The organism is Agriterribacter humi (genome assembly GCF_009192765.1).
GTDB classification, from domain to species: Bacteria; Bacteroidota; Bacteroidia; order Chitinophagales; family Chitinophagaceae; genus Agriterribacter; species Agriterribacter humi.
In genome coordinates, this window is record NZ_VOHQ01000003.1 from 61,148 (window position 1) to 81,611 (window position 20,464).

The window sequence follows — 20,464 nt, forward strand, 5'->3', positions numbered from 1 at the left end:
GGCATTATGCCAACCATTTATATTGATAACAAGCCATACGAAGTAAAAGCAGGAAAAAACCTGTTAGAAACCAGCCTGAGCCTTGGTTTTGACCTTCCCTATTTTTGCTGGCACCCGGCTATGGGAAGTGTGGGAGCCTGCAGGCAATGTGCCATAAAAATATTCAAAGATGAAAAGGATGCTAATGGAAAAATAGTAATGAGCTGCATGGAAGGCGTGAAGGATGGTTTACGTATGTCCATTACCGATACTACTGCCAGGGCTTTCAGAGAGCAGGTTATTGAATGGCTGATGACCAATCATCCGCACGATTGTCCGGTTTGCGATGAAGGTGGCAGTTGTCATTTGCAGGATATGACGGTAATGACCGGGCATGATTACCGGCGTTTTGAATTTAAAAAACGGACCTATACCAATCAGTACCTGGGGCCGCTTATCCACCATGAAATGAACCGGTGCATACAGTGCTACCGTTGTGTAAGGTTTTACCGCGATTATGCAGGAGGCGATGATCTGAATGTGTTCGGGGCGCATCACCATGTTTATTTTGGAAGAGAAAAAGACGGGGTATTGCAAAGCCCTTTCAGCGGCAACCTGGCCGAAGTATGTCCAACTGGTGTATTTACCGATAAAACGCTTAAAAAACATTATACCCGCAAATGGGATCTCACCACTGCTCCTTCTGTTTGTCATCACTGCAGCCTGGGATGCAATATAATAGCCGGGGAGCGGTACGGCCAGTTGCGTTGTATTGTGAACCGGTATAACAGCGATGTGAATGGCTATTTCCTTTGCGATAAGGGCCGGTATGGCTATGAATTCGTTAATAGTGCAAACAGGATAACAGAACCGCTTATCCGTACCCGCCCGGTTGAAGCTGTGGATGAAACAACGTTGATGAATCATTTGAAAAACCTGATCACCCTCCATCCTGTAATTGGTATTGGTTCGTCGCGGGCTTCAATGGAAAGCAATTTTGCACTGATGCAACTGGTGGGGAAAGAAAATTTTTACCAGGGCATAAGTGATGATACAGCATACCTCGAGGGAAGGATGGTTGAACTGTTACAACAGGGTGACGTTCACAGTGTTTCACTTAAAGAAATAGAAGCGGCCGATGCAGTGCTGGTATTGGGTGAAGACATTTGGAACACCGCTCCCATTATGGCCCTTGCAGTCCGACAATCTGTAATGAAAACGGCTGCTAATCAGGCTACGCAACAATCCTCCCTGTTTGCCTGGCATGATGCGGCGATCAAAGAACTTGTGCAGGAGGAAAAAGGATTTCTGGCAAATATTACTATTTTGTCATCGCCGCTTGATGCCATCTCTGCTATTGCTGTGCATGAGAGCCCGGACAACATGGCCAGGCTGGGTTTTGCTGTTGCACATTTGCTCAACGCCGGCATACCTGCTGTTTCCGGCATAACAGAAAAGGAAATGCTGGCAGCAAAGCATATTGCCAATGCTTTACAGCATGCACAGCGGCCGGTAATCATAACCGGTAGTTCCTGTTGTAATGAAGCCCTCATTAAAGCAGCTTTCAATATTGTGCAATCACTGCATACACCCGAAAGAAAGGCAGGCATTTCTTTTGTGCTTCCCGAATGCAACAGTACGGGGCTCGCTCTAATGAAAGCGCCCTCTTTTGAAGGTGCTTTGGAAAGGGTTATAACCGATGATAACTGCACAGCAATTGTATTGGAAAATGATTTGTACAGGCATATTCCGGCCGCTGAAGCAGATACCTTCTTTGCACAATGCAAAAACCTGGTTGTAATGGATAGCTTGCATAACCGCACAACCGAAAAAGCACATGTGCTGATACCCGCGGCCACTTTTGCCGAAGCCGACGGAACCCTTGTAAACAATGAAGGGCGTGCACAACATTTTTACCAGGTGTTTATGCCCGTAAATACTCATATTAAAGAAAGCTGGAGATGGCTTGGGGAAATGAAAACAATGCAGGCAAAAGCCGCCAACGGGCTACAGCAGCATCCTGATGAATGGCTGGCAAAGCTGGAAGTAACATTACCACAGTTTGCCAATATTGCTAAAGTAATGCCATCGCATCATTTCCGAATTAACGGACAGGCTATTCCGCGAGAGCCACACCGTTATAGTGGCCGTACCGCCATGCAGGCCAATCTGGCAGTAAGTGAGCCCAAACCATTGCAGGATGATGACTCTCCGCTTACCTATACAATGGAAGGATACACAGGAATACCGCCTTCGTCCATGATCCCTTATTTCTGGGCGCCCGGCTGGAACTCGGGACAGGCTGTTAATAAATACCAGCAGGAAATGGGTGGTGCACTGCGAAAAGAAGATCCGGGGATCTGTTTATTCGCCAATAAAAAAGAAGGCGCATCGCCATTCTTTAAAGACAGTCCTGAAGCGTTTATTCCCAGGCCGGGTAAGTATTTGCTGCTGCCGCAATACCAGTTGTTTGGTTCCGGCGAATTGAGCATACACAGCAAGGCAATAAGCGAACTGGTTCCTGCAGCAACGATTGTCTTATCAAAAAAAGATGCAGCAGATTTAGGTGCAGCAAACGGAACATTGATCACCATAGAAAAAAATGATTTTCAATATCGTTTACCATTGATCATCCATGACGAGCTGTGCAACGGAATTGTACTGGCTTCTGCAGGGTATCAGGGAATGCCTGCTCCACCATGGGGATCGTGGGTTAAATTAAGCGTATGACGGTTATGCAACATATATGGATTGTGATTGGCGTATTATTCGTGCTGCTCAATATTGCTGCAGGACTTATTTGGGTAGAGCGCAGGCTATTGGCCTTATGGCAGGACAGGCTCGGACCAAATCGTGCAGGCCCGCTGGGTTTATTTATTGTGTTAGCGGATACACTGAAATTGTTTTTTAAGGAAGACTGGATTCCTCCTTTTGCCGATAAAAAGATATTTATACTGGCGCCTGCTATTGTAGTGGGGAGTGTATTACTGAGTTTTGTGATCATTCCTTTTGCGCCCAATATTGTTGTGGCCGATCTGAATATTGGCCTGTTGTTTTTCCTGGCTATGTCTTCCCTGGGGGTATACAGTATTGTTCTGGGTGGGTGGGCATCCAATAATAAGTATGCTTTGCTGGGTGCATTGCGCGGCGCTTCACAAATGATAGCCTATGAAGTATTTATGGGTTTGTCGCTGATGGGTGTGGTAATGCTTACGGGATCTTTTAATATGGGTGCTATCGTGGAAGCTCAGAAAGACATGTGGTTTATCGTAACTCAACCCGTGGGATTTTTTGTGTTCTTTATTGCCGGTATTGCTGAAACACATCGCCTGCCTTTTGACATTCCTGAAGCCGAAAGTGAATTGATAGCAGGCTATCATGCAGAATATTCAGGCATGAAGTTCGGGATGTTTTTTATTGGCGAATACCTGGGTATCACCCTGATTTCAGCAATGATGGTGGCCCTGTTTTTTGGAGGCTGGCTGGGACCTTCGTTTCTGCCGCCATTAGCATGGTTTGCGCTGAAAACTTTTTTCTTTATAGGCGTGTTCATACTGCTCAGGGCTTCACTGCCCCGGCCGCGTTATGATCAGTTGATTGAATATGGGTGGAAAATATTGCTGCCGGTTGTACTGGCAAATCTAATGATCACTGGGGCCATTGCATTATGGATGAAAGGTGGTTAATGTGAAGCAGCACAATCCATGAGGTTTGCGGGATGGGTAATTGGGGGCAAAGCCTCATAGTTTAAACAGGGCAAAAGAGAAGAGCAGGATAGCAGGAAAGAAAGACGCTTTAATTATAATTTAAAATAGTTCTCCGGGGTGCGGCAGAGCACTCTTCCGGGAGGCGGAGTAAAAATTATGTTGAGTAATCTCAGAACAATGTGGCTGGTGTTTTTACACCTGTTTCATAAAAAAGAAACAATCCAGTATCCCGAAGAGAAGATAAAACTGCACCCGCGGTGGCGTGGACGCATTGTTTTAACGAAAGACCCCGATGGCGGGGAACGTTGCGTAGGTTGTTATTTATGCGCCGTAGCCTGCCCTGTTGATTGCATTGCATTGCAGGCAACAGAAGATGAGAACGGCCGGAGGTATCCGGAATTTTTTCGCATTAATTTTTCCAGATGCATTTTTTGCGGCTATTGCGAAGAGGCCTGTCCAACCTATGCTATACAGCTTATACCGGATTTCGAAATGGCGGAATACAACCGGCAAAACCTGGTATTTGAAAAAGAAGACCTGCTGATCAACAGTCAGGGAAAATATCCCGGTTATAATTTTTACAAAGTGGCGGGCATGGATGCCGGCGTTAAGGAAAAGGGGGAAGGAGATAATGAAGAACCTGTTGTAGATATTAAAAGCCTGCTGCCATAAATACATTTACTGAACGTTCACCATGTTATGAACCTGCTATTTTACATATCATCTTTTGTGGCTGTTGCGGCAACCATTTTGGCTATCACCCGTTTTCATCCTGTACATGCCTTATTGTACCTGGTGGTTTCTTTTCTTGCCGCGGCGATGATCTTTTTATCCCTTGGCACGCCTTTTATAGCAGTGCTGGAAGTGATCGTGTATGCCGGGGCCATTATTGTACTGTTCATTTTTGTTGTAATGATGCTCAACCTTGGTAAGGACACGGCCCTGCAGGAAAAGAACTGGCTTCGGCCAAAAGTATGGGCAGGCCCGTGCCTGCTGGTTTTAATATTACTGGTTGAAATGATCGTACTGCTCCTTAATGCACCGGATGTAACTATGCATATAACTGTAGTTGATCCGCGTAAGGTATCCCTGTCTTTATTCGGCGAATACATTATTGCACTGGAACTGGTTGGGTTTTTACTCATGGCAGGAATTGTAGGCGCAGCGCATATCGGAAAGCAAAAGAAAAAGATCCTTCACCGTTTTTTGAACTAAAAACTATAAACCATAAACTATAAACCATAAACTATAAACGACCAATGCCTTCCTTCACCGTGCATACCGTTTTAATTGTTTCAGCAGTACTTTTTGTATTGGGACTGATTGGTGTGCTCACGCGAAAGAATGTCATTTTTATGCTTATATCGGTGGAAATTATGTTGAATGCTGCCGGCCTTGCTTTTGTGGCGGCAGGTGCAAAATGGCAGCAGCCCGATGGGCAGGTGATGTTCCTGTTCATACTGGCAATGGCTGCCGCCGAGGTTTCAATAGGACTGGCATTGGTACTGCAGATCTATCACCAGCATAAAACATTAGATGTTGAAAATATAACAGCATTAAAAGATGAAGCTGTAGACGAAATGGTATAACTGGTGATGGTTTAAACAGTAACATGTGTTAAAGCATCCGCCGCCATCTTTAAATTGAATAACTGGTATTTCATGCATCAGTATTTGTATCTTATACCTGCACTACCTTTACTGGGATTTCTTATTTTATCCCTGGCAGGGAAACATTTGCATAAAAGGGTTATAGCATGGATTGGTGCAGGTACAATAGGTGCAGCGGCACTCATTACTATATTGCTGGGCATTGAATTTTTACAAAGTCCGCCCGCTTCAGGCGCCTATACACAATTGTTATGGAACTGGTTCAGTGCAGGACAGCTATCCGTTGCCGTTAGTATTACTGCAGATGCTTTGACACTGGTGTTTATTTTCGTCATCACTTTTGTTGGAGCGCTCATTCATATTTATTCCACCGCCTTTATGCGCAGGGACCGCGACTATGCCCGCTTTTTTGCGAGTATGAATTTGTTTGTGTGTTCCATGCTCGTTTTGGTAATGGCCGACAACCTGGTACTGCTGTATTTGGGGTGGGAAGGCGTAGGCCTGTGCAGTTATCTGCTTATCGGGTTCTGGTACGAAACCCCTGCCAATTGCCATGCGGCAAATAAGGCGTTTTATATTACGCGCATCGGTGATACCGCTATGGCTATTGGTTTGTTCTTGCTGTTTAAAGAATTGGGCTCATTGCATATTGCCACCATCATAGAGCAGGCGCCAAAACATTTTGAAGCAGGCGATACGCATATTACCCTTATTGCGCTTTTATTGCTGGCAGGCGGTATTGGCAAATCGGCGCAACTGCCGTTACAAACCTGGCTGCCCGATGCCATGGCAGGCCCTTCACCTGTAAGCGCATTGATCCACGCAGCTACTATGGTAACAGCCGGCGTATACCTTATTGCGCGGATGCATACACTGTTTCAGCTTTCTCCTGTATCTATGACCGTTGTTGCGGTAATAGGGGCGCTTACCCTATTTATAGCAGGTTGCAGCGCTATGGTACAAACAGATATAAAACGAATACTGGCCTATTCTACCATCAGCCAGATCGGGTATATGTTTCTAGCATTGGGCGTGGGAGCATGGAGCGCGGCCATCTTTCATTTCTTTACACATGCCTTTTTTAAAGCCTTATTGTTCCTGGCCGCAGGGGCAGTAATAGAAGCCCTGCACCATGAACATAATATTTTTAAAATGGGCGGATTAAAAAATAGCATGCGTGTTGTATTTCTTACTTTCCTGGCCGGTGCTGCATCGCTGGCCGCCCTGCCATTGGTAACTGCCGGCTTCTTTAGCAAGGATCCTATATTGTGGTATGCATGGGGCGCTGCAAATGGCAATCCTTTTTTATGGATACTGGCAATAGCCGGTGCATTTATTACGGCTTTTTACAGTACCCGGTTAATGCTTGTTGTTTTTTGGGGTGAAAGAAAGACGCCTGTTGGAGACCATCCCGGCAAATGGATGACGGTGCCGCTCGTTATTTTGGGCATAGGTTCGGTTGCAGCGGGGTTTATAGAATGGCCCCACAACCTTGTGCATTTTACATTGTTTTCGGAACAGGTGCAGAAAGTATTACCCGCCGTTGTCTTAAAACAAAACCTTCCTTCCGAACTTATTTTCCAGGGTATTGCCGCCCTTGTAACATTTGCGGGACTATACACTGGTTATGTTTTATATTATAGCAACAAGGGGATACTTGAAGGTTGGCGGCAATCTGCGGCTTTGCTGGCAATCAGAAATTTTTTACTGGGGGGATGGGGCTTTGATGATTTGTATCATGCATTGTTTGTACAGCCTTTTCTTTTCATTACCCGCATCAATAAGAAAGATGTATTTGACCGGCTGTACAATGGCATTGCGCAGGCTAATATCAATATTAACCGCCTGTTGTCGCTTACGCAGAATGGCTCCTTGCGCTGGTATATTGCAGGTGTACTGCTCGGCATTTTATTCATTATAACCATGCAATTATTATGATACTGGTATGGCTGATAGCAATATTGCTCATTGGAGGCACATTGTGCTGGCTGCTGGCGCAGTGGAATAAAGTGTTTCCTAAATGGATCGCTTTATGTGCCACTGTTGCCGGTCTTGTACTTATGGTATGGCTTTGCCTGCAATATAAAAATTCCGGAGACGGTGCCGGCAGCGAATGGTTTATCAATTACCGGCTTAGCTGGATCCCTGCTTTCGGCATTAGTTTTCATTTGGCCTTAGACGGGTTAAGCCTGGTGCTGCTGTTGTTAACTTTTTTCCTGGGTATTTTGTCGGTGCTTTGCTCATGGAATGAGATCAAAGAAAAGCACGGGTTTTATTTTTTTAACCTGCTATGGACCCTCGCGGGCATTTGTGGTGTATTTGTAGCGATGGATCTTTTTCTCTTCTATTTCTTCTGGGAGGTAATGCTGGTGCCCATGTATTTTTTGATCTCAATATGGGGCGATACCAACCGGCGCTATGCATCCTATAAATTTTTTCTCTTCACCCAGGCAGGAGGTTTGTTGATGCTGTTGTCTATACTGGCCTTGTATTTTATTCATGCACAACAAACCGGTATATATTCTTTTGATTATTTTGATCTTCTCCATACTTCACCCGGCGCTTCCACTGCAAAATGGATCATGATGGGATTTCTCTTTGCCTTTATGGTTAAACTTCCGGTTGTACCTTTTCATAGCTGGTTGCCCGATGCGCATAGCGAAGCACCAACAGCGGGAAGTTTAATCCTCGCAGGGCTGCTATTAAAAACGGGGGCTTATGGCATTATCCGTTTTGTGCTCACATTATTTCCCCAGCAGGCACAGGCATTTGGGTGGTGGGCCATGCTGCTGGGCGCCATTGGCATTTTATATGGCGCTTTCCTTGCCTTTGCCCAAACAGATCTGAAACGATTGATCGCCTACACATCGGTTAGCCATATGGGATTTGTGCTGCTGGGTATTTTTGCTTTTAACGAAATAGCCATGCAGGGCGTGATCATGCAAATACTTACGCACGGCATAAGTACCGGCGCTTTGTTTGTAATGGCCGGCATGCTCAAAGAAAGATTGCACACCAGGGATATTAACCAGATGGGCGGGTTATGGACGGCTATGCCTTTCATGGGTGGCGCGGCAATGCTGTTTACCATGGCTTCCCTGGGCTTGCCGATGCTGGGTAATTTTATTGCGGAGTTCCTGATCCTTATCGGGGCCTTTTCAGCCAGTGCTGCACTAACGGTGCTGGCCACCCTCGGGCTGATTTTTTCTGCATGCTATGCTTTGCGGATGATGCAAAAGGTTTTTTTGGGCCCTGCTACGGTAACAGCGCCGCTGAAAGATATGAATGTGCGGGAATGGGTAATGATGTCGGCATTGACCATCGGAATTATTGTATTAGGACTGTTTCCGCAGCCTGTTATAGATATGGTGAAGGGAGTAGTGGGGGCGTTGGTTGATTAGTTAGTTGTCTATACCGGCGCCTGATAAATTTGTGCAATGCTCAATAATGAACAGAAAGTACAAGGGTGCGACGCAACGGAAGAGTAATAGTAATCCTGTGGCCCGGCTCATAAAAAACAGTGCACATTTTTATGATGTATAATTAATTGATTGGTTAACGGATGAGCGGATGACGGGTTTTGTATTTGATGATAGCTGATCGCTAACAGCCGATCGCCGAAACCCATATTATTCATTGTTTATTGCTGAAGTATGAATGAACTTCAATTTGAAGCGCTTCTTCCTTTTATAGTGCTGGCGGCGGCTTCTATGGCGGTAATATTACTGATCGCATTTCGGATGAGCCACACTGTTATACAGGTAGCAGCATTCCTTATGGCATGCCTGGTGATCTTTGCCATGTGGTATGTAAAAGATACGCTGCCGCAAAGCGTGCCGCCCTTATTTGTGGTAGATGGCTTTGGGGCATTGTTTACGGGCATGATCATTTTTTCCATGATGGCAGTAGGTTTGTTTTCCTATATTTATTTTGAGGAGCGGGAGGAAAATCCGAAAGAATACTATATACTGTTATTCCTTGCCACACTGGGCGCCGCGACGCTTACCATCAGTACCCATTTTATTTCGCTGTTCATTGGGCTTGAAGTGCTGAGTGTGAGCTTATACGCGCTGATCGCCTACCTGCGCAACCGCAACAATGCTGTGGAATCCGGCATGAAATACCTGGTACTGGCGGCGGTGTCTTCCGCATTTCTTTTATTTGGAATGGCCCTTATATATATGGAAACCGGAAGCATGGAATTTGAGCGCATCGCGCAAAGCATAAAGGAATCATCATCATCGGTGCTGTTCAGCATGGGCTTCGGAATTATGGTGGTAGCCATAGGTTTTAAGCTGGCATTGGTGCCATTTCATTTATGGGCAGCCGATGTATACCAGGGCGCCCCTTCACCGGTAACTGCCTTCATTGCTACGGTATCAAAAATTGGTGTGTTTGCTGTATTGTTGCGTTTTGCCCAATCGGTTAATCTGCCACAGTACCCGCTGGTGATCAGCATTTTTTCTGTTATTGCCATGGCGTCTATGATAGTGGGTAACCTGCTGGCATTGCGGCAACAAAATATAAAGCGCCTGATGGGCTATTCGTCTATTGCGCATTTTGGTTACCTGCTGGTTGCGTTTCTGCCGGGTAATGCTGCCGGGGTGGAGGCTGCCGCTTTTTACCTGCTTGCTTATTCGATTACTTTATTAGCTGTGTTTGGTGTTATTTCAGTATTATCAACCCGTATGAAAGATGCTGAGGATCTGGTTATTTATAAAGGGCTTTTTCATAAACAACCCATATTAACGGCTGTATTAAGTATTTGTTTCCTTTCACTTGCGGGTATTCCGCTTACGGCCGGATTTATTGCTAAATTTTTTATATTGGCATCGGGTGTTCAGCAAAACCTATGGCTTCCTGTTCTGGTGCTGGTCATTACCAGTGTTATTGGTTTATATTATTACCTGCGCGTTATCAGTACCTTATTTGCAGCATCTTCGTCAACCGGCACTACAGCAAAAACCCTGCACCCCTTCTTTTATATTTCTACCTATATTGCCTTAATTGTAATGATGCTTCTGTTATTCTGGCTCGGTATCTTTCCGGGCAGGGCAGTGGAGGGTATCCGGGAATTTTTACTTATCCGGTAATGAACCATCCGGCAATGCCTGGATTTTTGTAAAGAAAGCTATTTCAATGATTCCGGAAATAAATATTTGTAAACCCTGTTAATGGCTACCCTCTCTCACCACTGACTACTCACCAGTCACCCCCTCACTCTTCCCCACATTGTTCACGGCTTCTTTCACCAGTTCATATTCATAACCTTTTTGCAAGAGGTAATCCTGCAATTTTCTTTTTTTTATAAAAATATTTTTCTCTCCCTTCAATTGCTCCCATTTTTTAGCGCACAAATATTGCAGTGTTTTGTGGTAAGCTTCGTCATCAATTTGCGCCATGGCTTTTTTTATACAATAGCTGCTTACCTGCTTTTCTTTCAGTCCCTGCTCTATTTTCTTTTTTCCCCATTGTTTTATTCGGAACTTGCCTCCTGCAAATTGTATGGCAAAACGTTCCTCGTTCAGGTATCCTTCTTCTATTAATTGCGAAAGCAACAGCTCTGCTTCATTTTTGTACAGGCCCAAATCGTATAATTTACCCATAACCTCCTTATGACTCCGCTCCTGGTAAGCGCAGTAGTGCTTTATTTTTGTGAGCGCCTGTTCTTTGGAAACCTTGCCGCGTGGTATCATATCAATAAATATAACAGCCTGTTGGCCGGAGCGGAAAGTTAGTGGATTAGTGGTTGATATTGTTTGAAAAAATAAGGGTAGTTTTATCGGCTTAATTCTATATTTGCCATAATCCTAATTTTAAGCGATTTATGAAGTTTATTGTTTCCTCATCCGCATTGCTAAAGCAGTTACAGCATATTAGCGGCGTTATCAGCGCCAACACCGTGTTGCCTATCCTGGAAGATTTTTTATTTGAAATAGACAAGAGCAAGCTCACCGTGGTGGCTACCGACCTGGAAACGGTAATGAAAATCCATCTTGAAATTGAAGCCCGCGACAGCGGACGCATATGTATACCAGCAAAGATCCTGATAGATTCATTAAAAAATCTTCCTGATCAGCCACTTACTTTTACGATTGATAAGAATTTTGGAGTGGAAATTACAAGCGACAACGGTAAATATAAGGTAATGGGCGAAAACCCTGACAATTTTCCCAAAGAACCGGCGGCAAAAGATACCAATATGTTTACCATGAGTTCTTCCGCCTTAGTAACCGCCATTAACAAAACGCTTTTCGCTGTAAGCAACGATGACCTTCGCCCTGCAATGACAGGTGTTTTTTTTGAATTGGATCCCAAAGGAATTACGTTTGTGGCTACCGATGCTCACCGGCTGGTACGCTATCGCAAAACGGATGTGAGCTGCCCTCAGAAAGATACTTTTATTGTTCCCAAAAAACCATTGAATCTTTTAAAAAGCGCGCTTCCGGATAATGAGGATGAGTTAAAAGTATCTTATAACAGTAATCATCTCTTTATTGATCACGGTACCACCGAGCTGGTTTGCCGCCTCATTGATGCCCGCTTTCCCGATTATAAAGTAGTGATTCCCGCAGAAAACCCGTATAAAATGACAGTAAGCCGTTCCGATTTTCAAAACGCACTCCGTCGGGTGAGCGTGTTCAGCAACAAAAGCACCAACCAGGTAGCGCTCAGCATTACAGGCGCGGAATTGCAATTAGCAGCCCAGGATATTGATTTTAGCTTTGAAGGTAATGAAAGAATGAACTGCCGCTACGAGGGAGAAGATATACAGATTGCCTTTAATGCTAAATTTTTAATAGAACTCCTTAATGCCACTGATAGTAGTGAAGTGGTAATGGAATTGTCAACACCTACAAAAGCCGGTATTCTGACCCCTGTAGAAAAAGAGGAGAATGAGGAACTGCTGATGCTGGCTATGCCCCTGATGCTGAATCAATAGCATTTTTAACTTTACGGCTTATGAACTTCATTACGGTAAGAAGTTTTGATAATTATATTGACGCCAATATAATACTCGGGAAATTACAAAATGAAGGCATTACCTGTTTTTTGCGCGATGAATACACCGTAACCATTGATCCGATATTAACCAATGCCGTTGGTGGTATAAAGCTAACCGTTCCGGAATCCGATGCCCAAAAAGCTGTTGATTTACTGCTGCTGTTCGATAAAGAAAAAAGAAAACATCTCGAATGCCCCAACTGTCATTCACATAATGTAGAATACATCAGTAACCCGCAAAAATCGGGCAACTGGTTAAGCGCTGTTATTGGTTTTCTTTTTGGAAGTTATGCTATAAGCATTAAAAAAGTATATCACTGCTTTGTATGCGGTTTTGAGTTTGATGAATTACCCGATGCCTCTTCTCCTGATTTTTCTCCCAATTGACCTCAAAAAAAATCTTCGTAACTTTTCTGTATAATTTGCTGTATGAATGATTTTCTCCAATACTGGGAGCATATACCCAGCGCTCACCGGGTGCTCATATTGATGGGAGGAATGATAATTTTTTGGCTGATCGAAGGCTATTATCCTTTATTCAGCTTTTCATTTAAAAGATACCGGCACGCGGGGGTTAACCTTGTTTTTTTAGCCTGCACACTGGTGCTTAATATCATCTTTGGCTATACTACCATTATAGTATGCAATTGGGTAACAGCACATCAGTTTGGTTTGCTGTATTTATTTGATATGCCGGTATGGATAAAAATAATTATTGCGCTTTTCTTTCTCGATTTTTTTGGACAGTATGCCCCTCATTACCTGATGCATAAAATTAAATGGATGTGGAAATTTCATATGATACATCACAGTGATACCAAGGTAGATGTAACCACTGGTACGCGCCATCATCCGGGCGAGTGGCTGTTCCGCGAAGCTTCAACTGTTATAGGGGTATTGGTGCTGGGCGTTCCTGTTGGCTATTATTTTCTGTACCGCAGTGTAGCAGGTTTTTTTACGCATTTTACCCATGCCAATATAAGGGTGCCACTATGGTTGGATAAACCGTTTAGCTGGATATTTGTTTCCCCCAATATGCATAAGGTCCATCATCATTTTAAACGGCCATATACCGATACCAATTTCGCCAATATCTTTTCACTGTGGGACAGGCTGTTTGATACATTTGCTTATGAAGATCCCCGGAACCTTACGTACGGATTAGATGTACTGGAGGGCAGGGATGACGAGAATATCGGCTATCAGTTCAGAATACCATTTGACAAAACCATAAAGACGGATTATTAATGATCACCCTATCTTTGAAAAAAAATTACTCATGAAGATCGTTGCCATGATTCCTGCCCGGTATGCCGCTTCCCGCTTCCCGGGTAAGCTGATGCAAATGCTGGGCGATAAAAGTGTTATACGGCACACGCACGATAATACGGTTGCCACGGGTTTATTTGATGAAGTATGGGTAATAACAGACAGCGACATTATTTATGATGAAATAACAATGCATGGCGGTAATGCGCTCATGAGCATAAAAGAACATGAATGTGGCAGCGACCGTATTGCAGAAGCCGCTGCACAAATGGATATTGATATTATTGTGAATGTGCAGGGAGATACGCCATTTGTTAAACGTAAGCCATTGCAGCAGCTCATTGAATTATTTAAAGATAAAACGGTGGAGGTGGCTTCAATGATGCGCCCGCTTATGGAAAAAGAATTGATTGAAAATCCCCATATCGTAAAAGTAGTTACCGATCTTAATATGAACTCCCTGCTGTTCAGCAGGAATGTCATTCCTTATCCGCGCAACGAATCCATTGCTATTGTACATTATGAACATATAGGTATATATGCTTTTACGAAACAGGCATTACTGAAATTTACAAACTGGCCCGTTACACCACTCGAAGATGCCGAGAAAATAGAATGTCTGAGGTTCCTCGAATACGGCATCCCCCTGCGTATGACCATTGTAGATTATAAAGGCGTTGGTATTGATACGCCCGAAGACCTGAAAAGAGCCGTGAAATTATTATAATTCCCGGCCGCTCTTTTTCTAAATACATAATTTTTTTTAGGCATTAATAAAACGGCTATGAACTGGGTGTTATTAATTATTGCAGGTTTGTTTGAAGTTGGCTTTGCATCATGTTTGGGTAAAGCAAAGGAATCAACCGGCAGCACAGCTAATTTATGGTATGCCGGTTTTTTTGTATGCCTCGCCATTAGTATGTATTTGCTGGTTAAGGCAACGCAGACATTACCTATTGGTACAGCTTATGCGGTATGGACAGGCATAGGCGCTGTAGGAACGGCTTTGGTTGGTATTTTTGTATTTAAGGATCCTGCTGATTTTTGGCGTGTTTTCTTTATAGCTACGCTTATCGGTTCCATCATCGGGCTAAAAGCCGTTTCGCATTAACTTCAGTTTTTGTATGAGCTGGTCAATATGCATTTTATAACCGGAAAGCGAAGGTTGAAATGCAGTAAAACGGAAAGGGAACTGCGTTGCTTCCTGAAGGCTTTGTTGTAACGAAAATGAAACTTCGGCGCTGGTATAAAAAATTTTATTTTGGTGAAGCCATTGCGCAAGATACTCCTGTTCCGGCTGCCCCGGTGTGGGCACCAGTATGGCCTTGTGTTCCAGTTGTACCAGGTCCATAACCGAAGTATACCCGCTGCGGCAGATTACCCATTCAGATTGTTGTATGGCAGTATTTAATTCATCCGAAGAAAGAAAATCAGCTACTTCCGCGCTGGTTGCAGTGTTTAAAGGATTGCTACCATCCACCAATCCCCTAACCAGTAAAACTTTTCCTTTATACGTTTCCAGTTCGTTTAAAAGTAGCCGTTCAAATATTGTACGCCGCGGTTCGGGGCCCGACAATGCGATCAGCAGATCATATTTTTTACTTTCCTCCTTTCTTTTAAATCTCGACAAAGCGCCTATATATTTTGTATGAGGAGGCAATACAGAAGGATGCGATAGCTTACCGGCCAAATTCTGCTGTCCTTCAAAATCAGGTATCCAGCATTCATCAAAATTTTTGATATACCTGTAGTTGATCCTTTGAAGTAATCTATCCGCCAGGCTCCCCATTCCTGTTTTAATGTTCAACTGGTGGGTAATAAAAACAGATACCGCTTGATTTGAATAAAGTCCGTAACGGTTATCGCTTATTATCACATCAAAGTGATGATCCTCCATTGCTTTTTTTAACCAATTGTGCTCCTGTTTTATGGAAGCTCTTATTTTAGGAATTTGCCTGGCTATAGTCCATCTGAAATTGCTTTTTGTGTTATGATAAAAAACCTCATATCCTTTTAATGGCAAAAAAGGCAATTGGGGAAACTGCTTACGAAGGAGCTGTAAACCGCTTCCCCCGGCTGCAAGCCATACGGAGCAATTCCGGCTAACCAGTTCATTTATAACGGGAATGCAGCGTGTGGCATGCCCGAATCCCCAGTCTAAAGGCGCTACTAATATTTTGGGGAAATGCATACCAGGTTTCAAATTATAATGAGTAATATTGTTAATGCTTTTAAAAAGCGATTTGCCATAACAATAATTTAAAGATAATTTAGTTTAAATTTACGCCACACAGCAATCCGGAAAATAATGAAGAAAAGGAGTTATAAGATTTTTTTAGTGTTGTTTCTGCTGATAGCAGTTATGACTGCAGGCTGCGGTGTTTTTAAAGGAGGGCAGAAAGGGTGTGGTTGTCCCAGTAAAAAGGGAATGGTAGGTTATTAACAAAACGAGTACACTATCCCATAATTGAAATCCCATAGTTATGAAAACATCCAATCGAGATCTGCTTGTATTACTGAAAGACGAATCTATGGATAACCAGGCCATAGAACATGAGGTGGAGCTGTTAAATGAAATACTTTTTCATGTAGAATCCACTGATACGTTTTGCAGGGCAAATGAAATCGTTGACATGAATAAATACAAGGTGCTTCATGACCAGAAATGTTTGGTGCAGTTGATGTACCAAAGCGAATTAAAGCCCTTTATATTCCTTTGCAATAAGAACTGATAAAGGAGTTTAACCGTCTTGTTATATAATTTGCAATGCATAAGCCGTTGGTAACAGGTTTGCGTTTATCCGTTATGTTTTCTTACACCAATCACCGGGGTTTATCTTTTTATTTTCCTTCCATCTTATCACAATAATCAAGAGACCCTAATCTTACACGAAGTGGAATTTTTGCAGCTTTTTCAATCTGCCATTCTTTTTTACAGAAAAAGCCTAAGCAGGAACTGTAATAGCTTGCGGGCAATTGGCCGGGCGGCACTATACCAGCAGGCTGCAAACGCAGTATACTGCGAACCATCTTTATACTATCCCTATACAATGGCTGGTGCTGAAACCCGTCATCATGATTTCGTGTATAACGATTGTAAGCTATAGCCGGATTTTTTGATATGCTACCGGCATCATATGTTTGTGCCTGGCTTTGATTAATGAACAGGCAGAATGATAAAAAAGCCGCCAGGGCAAGGTAAAATATCCGTTTCATTGTCATTTCTTTTACGCTATAAAGGTATGGGATATTACCGGGCAGGCTGTTTTGCTTGCAGAATGCATTTAATATTCTCTGTTCCCGTACTTGTAACAATTTTGCTATTGCTTCGACAAATATATTTGCAGGTATAATAACAGCTTGGCTACAAATCACATACAAGAACAGTTCCTGGAACTAGTAAAGGAAAATAATGGCATCATACATAAGGTATGTCACCTGTATTGCCATTCGGCCCAGGACAGGCAGGATCTTTTTCAGGAGATTTTAATGCAACTCTGGAAGGCTTTCCCAAAATTCAGGAATGAATCAAAGATCAGCACATGGATGTATCGTATTGCATTAAATACCGCTATCTCAGACTTTCGCAAGCAGCAGCGAAGGATCAGTACAGTTAACAATGCATTACACGAAAGTGCGGGTTTGTATGATCATAATCATATCGAACAAAAAGAAAGACTGGTAGTGCTGCAGCAGGCTGTTAACCGCTTGTCTGATATTGAAAAGGCTTTAATGATGTTATACCTGGAAGAAAAGAATTACCAGGAAATGGAAGAAGTATTGGGAATTAACCAGGCAAACCTGCGGGTTAAGATGAATCGTATTAAAGAAAAGCTGCGCAGGCAGGTTGGGCAGGTGTAAACAACTCAGTTTATCGGGTACATTAATAATATAAGCCATGGAGTTAGAATATTTAAAAGAAGTATGGAAAGAGGCGGCAAACCAAAAAGAGATTATTGTCATGGGCAGGGAGCAGGTATTAGAAATACCGGACATTCGCTCCCAAAGCCTTGTTTCAAGAATGAGACGCAATCTTTTTTATGAATTGCTTATTGTTTTGGCTTGTGTTACGGCAATAGCCGCCTTCTACTTTATTTCATTTGGCGGTGCACTTAAAGAAGTAAGCTGGGCCTATATATTACTGGCTGTGGGTTTTATAAGTTACTATTATAAAAAAAATAAATTACTTAAAGCCATGGAATGCCCTGCATGCAGGGTAAAATCTAATCTTCAGCTTCAACTGGTAACACTGGAAAAATATGTGCGGCTTTATTTAATTGCAGGTACGGCTATGGCTCCGGTTGTGATGCTTTTCTTTTATGTTCTTTTTTATTATAAACACATTATTCTTTTTCCTGCTGTGCATGCTGAAAAGGGGGCTATTGGATTTACTTTGTTATATCTGTTGTTTACCAGTATTTTTACCATCATTTTTTATTTTCTAAACAGGTGGTATATAAACCGCCTTTACGGCAGGCATATACAAAAATTAAAAAGCCTGTTGCAGGAAATGGAAGAATAATTTTTATTACCGGCATTAAAGAATTGAATTGTAATGCAAAAACTCCCTGTTTTATTTACTGCTTTTTTGATACAACATTTTTGTGCCCCCGCAGTTACTGCTCAAACAACCGGAAATAATGCGCTGCTATGGGAGATTTCAGGAAATGACCTCGGCAGTGCATCTTATTTGTATGGTACCATGCATATGATTTGTGCTGAGGATTTTATAATAGGTGAACAATTAAAGGAAAAGTTTAAAGCCTCACAAAAAGTTTACCTCGAAGTGGATATGGATGATCCTGCCATGAATATGAAAATGATGCAGCTTTCCATGTTGCAGGGAAAAAAACTCAGCGACATTTTTAGTGACAGTGATTATCATAAACTGAATATTTTCTTTCGCGATACCATTGGTATGCCACTTACCTTACTGAATACGATGAAGCCCTTTATATTGTTCAGTATTCTTACTCAAAAAAGTCTTCCCTGTTCCGAACAGGAATCGTATGAACTTAGATTTATTGAAATGGCGAAAGCACAAAGCAAAGAAGTGTTGGGACTGGAAACCATTGAAGAGCAAATGAAAATATTTGACGATATGCCTGACAGCCTTCAGGTGCAGATGGTAATGCGGTTTGTGGATGAATTTCAGGTGCAGAAAAAGGAATTTGCAAAAATGGCCGCCGCTTATAAGCAAGAGGATCTGGATGCTATATACCAGCATATCATGTCTTCTCCGGATATTGCCGGATCGGAAGAAGTACTTTTATTTAACCGTAATAAAAGATGGATACCCATTATGGAAAAAGCCATGCAAAAAGAAAAAGTATTTTTTGCGGTAGGCGCCGGGCATCTCGGAGGACCGGAAGGCGTAATAAACCTGTTGCGGGAAGAAGGATATACGGTTAAAGGAATAAGGGAGCGGTAATACAAAACACCAAAAAGCAAATCACAAGAACCAAATTATATTAAAGATGGTTCGTTCCTGTCAATGACAGCCGAAATCCGAAGGAGACTGTCAATCACCTATGAACAGGAGGATAAAAGAAAAAAGGAGTATCCAGCTGTCATTAGTAATGATTCAACTGATAGTTGACGGCTGATACCTGATAGCCGCAAATCCCGAATCCTGCAACTTGTAACATCTCATAAACCTATTCCTGTCCTGCATTGTCTAATACCGCTGCAAGTTCTTTTTCCAGTGCGTCTCCTCTTAAATTCATGGCAATAATTTTTCCTTCAGGGTTTAACAACACGTTAAAAGGAATTCCTTCGATACTGTACAAAGGCACTACCATACTTTCCCATTCCTTTAAATCGCTTACATGCTGCCATGTTAGTCCGTCTTTATGAATGGCATTTAACCATGCTGCTTTATCCTTATCTAAGGACACTCCAAGAACAGTGAAATTTTTATCTTTATACGTGTTAAATGCAGCTAACACGGCCGGGTTCTCTTTTCTGCATGGGGCGCACCAGCTTGCCCAAAAATCTACCAGGATATATTTTCCCCTGAAGGATTGCAGTGAAACCGTTTGTCCTGTGGTATCCGGTAAACTAAATACCGGCGCGGTTTTGCCAACAGCCGGCATAGCCATTTGCTTTGTAAGAAATGCGTTATAGGCTTCGCTGATTTTTTTTACTTCCTCATTGTCTTTAAAACGATTGGACAACCTGGTGATAAGTGGTTTCATTATGGCCGGATCTGTTTGTTTTTGCTGCAGGATGCCCAGCGCGTATAAGGCCACTGCCGGGGTCTTTGCCGTATCTGTATAATGCAACAGGTATTCCTGCGTTTCTTGTGTTTTCTTTTGCTCAGCCTGGTTCCATATATTTTTTATACTGTCTGTTTCACTGCGCATGCTATTGCTTTTCAGGGTATCAATAGCGGTCAAATAATTATTGAACGTAACGAGCAGGGTTTTAAGTGAGGAAGAACCCGGAGAGGATGCGGAATACGCTGAAAAATTATTCCAGTCGGCAGTTATACCAATAACCGGCTCATCATTGCTGAATAATATATACCTGCCATCCGCTTCAAATTTCACACTATAAATACCCTGTGCATCTGTAAGTGTTTCAAAGCGGCAACTGCCATTTCCCGCATCCATAGTGGCAGTATCCAATACAACGGCTGATGATCCATAGGACTTCCCAATAAGGGATACCACCTGTTTTTGCGGATTGTTCTGTATGGTAACATTCACCTGTGTCAGTTCCTGTTTTTGGTTGCAGGCAGTAAAAACCAAAAGGATTATGAATAAGTTGATTATCGGGGAGCTGTGTTTCATATACATAAAATCATTCGGCCCGCAAAGATATTCAACATTAACCAGTATAAAAAAGGCGGCTGCATGTGCAACCGCCTAAGTATAAACAATGATGTTCTTT

General features: G+C 42.8%; 21 protein-coding genes. 17 read left to right on the forward strand and 4 right to left on the reverse strand.

What is annotated here, in order from left to right; genetic code table 11:
• Positions 1-6: 6 nt before the first annotated feature.
• The 8 genes from nuoG (at position 7) to FRX45_RS06700 (ending at position 10,389) form a co-directional block, all read left to right on the forward strand.
• Positions 7-2,709 carry an NADH-quinone oxidoreductase subunit NuoG gene (gene nuoG / locus FRX45_RS06665; protein WP_152267634.1) on the forward strand — a complete coding sequence of 901 codons (2,703 nt, stop codon included), beginning with the start codon at positions 7-9 and terminating at the stop codon, positions 2,707-2,709.
• Positions 2,706-3,665, forward strand: coding sequence for an NADH-quinone oxidoreductase subunit NuoH (nuoH, locus tag FRX45_RS06670; protein WP_152267635.1), 960 nt, complete (start codon positions 2,706-2,708; stop codon positions 3,663-3,665). The genes nuoG and nuoH overlap by 4 nt, the downstream gene beginning before the upstream one ends.
• A gap of 177 nt (positions 3,666-3,842) precedes the next feature.
• Positions 3,843-4,358, forward strand: a complete 516-nt coding sequence (gene nuoI, locus FRX45_RS06675; protein ID WP_152267636.1) for an NADH-quinone oxidoreductase subunit NuoI — start codon at positions 3,843-3,845, stop codon at positions 4,356-4,358.
• Positions 4,359-4,385: 27 nt separating this feature from the next.
• Positions 4,386-4,901: an NADH-quinone oxidoreductase subunit J gene (gene nuoJ / locus FRX45_RS06680; RefSeq protein ID WP_152267637.1), complete on the forward strand. Its 516-nt coding sequence runs from the start codon at positions 4,386-4,388 to the stop codon at positions 4,899-4,901.
• A gap of 44 nt (positions 4,902-4,945) precedes the next feature.
• Positions 4,946-5,275, forward strand: a complete 330-nt coding sequence (gene nuoK, locus FRX45_RS06685) for an NADH-quinone oxidoreductase subunit NuoK (RefSeq protein WP_152267638.1) — start codon at positions 4,946-4,948, stop codon at positions 5,273-5,275.
• Between the two features lie 72 nt (positions 5,276-5,347).
• Positions 5,348-7,234: an NADH-quinone oxidoreductase subunit L gene (nuoL, locus tag FRX45_RS06690; RefSeq protein ID WP_152267639.1), complete on the forward strand. Its 1,887-nt coding sequence runs from the start codon at positions 5,348-5,350 to the stop codon at positions 7,232-7,234.
• The gene (locus FRX45_RS06695; protein WP_152267640.1) at positions 7,231-8,697 is read left to right on the forward strand and encodes a complex I subunit 4 family protein; all 1,467 of its coding nucleotides are present in this window, start codon (positions 7,231-7,233) and stop codon (positions 8,695-8,697) included. The genes nuoL and FRX45_RS06695 overlap by 4 nt, the downstream gene beginning before the upstream one ends.
• 252 nt (positions 8,698-8,949) lie before the next feature.
• Positions 8,950-10,389, forward strand: a complete 1,440-nt coding sequence (locus tag FRX45_RS06700) for an NADH-quinone oxidoreductase subunit N (RefSeq protein WP_152267641.1) — start codon at positions 8,950-8,952, stop codon at positions 10,387-10,389.
• 105 nt (positions 10,390-10,494) lie between these two features.
• Here the strand turns inward: FRX45_RS06700 and FRX45_RS06705 are convergent, their stop codons facing one another.
• Positions 10,495-10,992 (reverse strand): regulatory protein RecX, encoded by a 498-nt coding sequence (locus tag FRX45_RS06705; protein WP_152267642.1) that lies wholly within the window; start codon positions 10,990-10,992, stop codon positions 10,495-10,497.
• A gap of 131 nt (positions 10,993-11,123) precedes the next feature.
• On the opposite strand from FRX45_RS06705, the gene dnaN reads away from it, so the two are divergent.
• From dnaN to FRX45_RS06730, 5 genes are read left to right on the forward strand one after another with little or no spacing between them, the layout of a single operon-like run.
• Positions 11,124-12,239, forward strand: coding sequence for a DNA polymerase III subunit beta (gene dnaN / locus FRX45_RS06710; RefSeq protein ID WP_152267643.1), 1,116 nt, complete (start codon positions 11,124-11,126; stop codon positions 12,237-12,239).
• Between the two features lie 20 nt (positions 12,240-12,259).
• Positions 12,260-12,688 carry a putative signal transducing protein gene (locus FRX45_RS06715; RefSeq protein WP_152267644.1) on the forward strand — a complete coding sequence of 143 codons (429 nt, stop codon included), beginning with the start codon at positions 12,260-12,262 and terminating at the stop codon, positions 12,686-12,688.
• A gap of 42 nt (positions 12,689-12,730) precedes the next feature.
• On the forward strand, positions 12,731-13,549 hold the full coding sequence (locus tag FRX45_RS06720) for a sterol desaturase family protein (RefSeq protein WP_152267645.1): 819 nt from the start codon (positions 12,731-12,733) through the stop codon (positions 13,547-13,549).
• A 31-nt stretch (positions 13,550-13,580) separates the two neighbouring features.
• Positions 13,581-14,297 (forward strand): 3-deoxy-manno-octulosonate cytidylyltransferase, encoded by a 717-nt coding sequence (kdsB, locus tag FRX45_RS06725; protein WP_152267646.1) that lies wholly within the window; start codon positions 13,581-13,583, stop codon positions 14,295-14,297.
• Between the two features lie 57 nt (positions 14,298-14,354).
• Positions 14,355-14,681 (forward strand): DMT family transporter, encoded by a 327-nt coding sequence (locus tag FRX45_RS06730; protein ID WP_152267647.1) that lies wholly within the window; start codon positions 14,355-14,357, stop codon positions 14,679-14,681.
• Here FRX45_RS06730 and FRX45_RS06735 read toward each other — a convergent pair.
• Positions 14,661-15,761, reverse strand: a complete 1,101-nt coding sequence (locus FRX45_RS06735) for a glycosyltransferase (protein WP_152267648.1) — start codon at positions 15,759-15,761, stop codon at positions 14,661-14,663. The genes FRX45_RS06730 and FRX45_RS06735 overlap by 21 nt on opposite strands.
• 292 nt (positions 15,762-16,053) lie before the next feature.
• Here FRX45_RS06735 and FRX45_RS06740 point away from each other — a divergent pair, with 292 nt between their 5' ends.
• Positions 16,054-16,302, forward strand: coding sequence for a hypothetical protein (locus FRX45_RS06740; RefSeq protein ID WP_152267649.1), 249 nt, complete (start codon positions 16,054-16,056; stop codon positions 16,300-16,302).
• A gap of 109 nt (positions 16,303-16,411) precedes the next feature.
• Here the strand turns inward: FRX45_RS06740 and FRX45_RS06745 are convergent, their stop codons facing one another.
• Positions 16,412-16,786, reverse strand: a complete 375-nt coding sequence (locus FRX45_RS06745) for a hypothetical protein (RefSeq protein WP_152267650.1) — start codon at positions 16,784-16,786, stop codon at positions 16,412-16,414.
• Between the two features lie 144 nt (positions 16,787-16,930).
• On the opposite strand from FRX45_RS06745, the gene FRX45_RS06750 reads away from it, so the two are divergent.
• From FRX45_RS06750 to FRX45_RS06760, 3 genes are read left to right on the forward strand one after another with little or no spacing between them, the layout of a single operon-like run.
• The gene (locus tag FRX45_RS06750; protein WP_226805043.1) at positions 16,931-17,431 is read left to right on the forward strand and encodes an RNA polymerase sigma factor; all 501 of its coding nucleotides are present in this window, start codon (positions 16,931-16,933) and stop codon (positions 17,429-17,431) included.
• 37 nt (positions 17,432-17,468) lie between these two features.
• Positions 17,469-18,092, forward strand: a complete 624-nt coding sequence (locus FRX45_RS06755; RefSeq protein WP_152267651.1) for a hypothetical protein — start codon at positions 17,469-17,471, stop codon at positions 18,090-18,092.
• Between the two features lie 33 nt (positions 18,093-18,125).
• Positions 18,126-19,001, forward strand: coding sequence for a TraB/GumN family protein (locus FRX45_RS06760; RefSeq protein WP_152267652.1), 876 nt, complete (start codon positions 18,126-18,128; stop codon positions 18,999-19,001).
• A 226-nt stretch (positions 19,002-19,227) separates the two neighbouring features.
• On the opposite strand, the gene FRX45_RS06765 is transcribed toward FRX45_RS06760, so the two are convergent.
• Complete coding sequence (locus FRX45_RS06765) at positions 19,228-20,364, reverse strand: TlpA family protein disulfide reductase (protein WP_226805045.1); 1,137 nt, start codon at positions 20,362-20,364, stop codon at positions 19,228-19,230.
• Positions 20,365-20,464: the final 100 nt, after the last annotated feature.

What these genes read in the sequence shown, in the direction of transcription:
- nuoG (WP_152267634.1), top strand. Translation starts at nt 7, where the DNA reads ATGCCAACCATTTATATTGATAACAAGCCATACGAAGTAAAAGCAGGA.
- nuoH (WP_152267635.1), top strand. Translation starts at nt 2,706, where the DNA reads ATGACGGTTATGCAACATATATGGATTGTGATTGGCGTATTATTCGTG.
- nuoI (WP_152267636.1), top strand. Translation starts at nt 3,843, where the DNA reads ATGTTGAGTAATCTCAGAACAATGTGGCTGGTGTTTTTACACCTGTTT.
- nuoJ (WP_152267637.1), top strand. Translation starts at nt 4,386, where the DNA reads ATGAACCTGCTATTTTACATATCATCTTTTGTGGCTGTTGCGGCAACC.
- nuoK (WP_152267638.1), top strand. Translation starts at nt 4,946, where the DNA reads ATGCCTTCCTTCACCGTGCATACCGTTTTAATTGTTTCAGCAGTACTT.
- nuoL (WP_152267639.1), top strand. Translation starts at nt 5,348, where the DNA reads ATGCATCAGTATTTGTATCTTATACCTGCACTACCTTTACTGGGATTT.
- FRX45_RS06695 (WP_152267640.1), top strand. Translation starts at nt 7,231, where the DNA reads ATGATACTGGTATGGCTGATAGCAATATTGCTCATTGGAGGCACATTG.
- FRX45_RS06700 (WP_152267641.1), top strand. Translation starts at nt 8,950, where the DNA reads ATGAATGAACTTCAATTTGAAGCGCTTCTTCCTTTTATAGTGCTGGCG.
- FRX45_RS06705 (WP_152267642.1), bottom strand. Translation starts at nt 10,992, where the DNA reads ATGATACCACGCGGCAAGGTTTCCAAAGAACAGGCGCTCACAAAAATA.
- dnaN (WP_152267643.1), top strand. Translation starts at nt 11,124, where the DNA reads ATGAAGTTTATTGTTTCCTCATCCGCATTGCTAAAGCAGTTACAGCAT.
- FRX45_RS06715 (WP_152267644.1), top strand. Translation starts at nt 12,260, where the DNA reads ATGAACTTCATTACGGTAAGAAGTTTTGATAATTATATTGACGCCAAT.
- FRX45_RS06720 (WP_152267645.1), top strand. Translation starts at nt 12,731, where the DNA reads ATGAATGATTTTCTCCAATACTGGGAGCATATACCCAGCGCTCACCGG.
- kdsB (WP_152267646.1), top strand. Translation starts at nt 13,581, where the DNA reads ATGAAGATCGTTGCCATGATTCCTGCCCGGTATGCCGCTTCCCGCTTC.
- FRX45_RS06730 (WP_152267647.1), top strand. Translation starts at nt 14,355, where the DNA reads ATGAACTGGGTGTTATTAATTATTGCAGGTTTGTTTGAAGTTGGCTTT.
- FRX45_RS06735 (WP_152267648.1), bottom strand. Translation starts at nt 15,761, where the DNA reads ATGCATTTCCCCAAAATATTAGTAGCGCCTTTAGACTGGGGATTCGGG.
- FRX45_RS06740 (WP_152267649.1), top strand. Translation starts at nt 16,054, where the DNA reads ATGAAAACATCCAATCGAGATCTGCTTGTATTACTGAAAGACGAATCT.
- FRX45_RS06745 (WP_152267650.1), bottom strand. Translation starts at nt 16,786, where the DNA reads ATGAAACGGATATTTTACCTTGCCCTGGCGGCTTTTTTATCATTCTGC.
- FRX45_RS06755 (WP_152267651.1), top strand. Translation starts at nt 17,469, where the DNA reads ATGGAGTTAGAATATTTAAAAGAAGTATGGAAAGAGGCGGCAAACCAA.
- FRX45_RS06760 (WP_152267652.1), top strand. Translation starts at nt 18,126, where the DNA reads ATGCAAAAACTCCCTGTTTTATTTACTGCTTTTTTGATACAACATTTT.
- FRX45_RS06765 (WP_226805045.1), bottom strand. Translation starts at nt 20,364, where the DNA reads ATGAAACACAGCTCCCCGATAATCAACTTATTCATAATCCTTTTGGTT.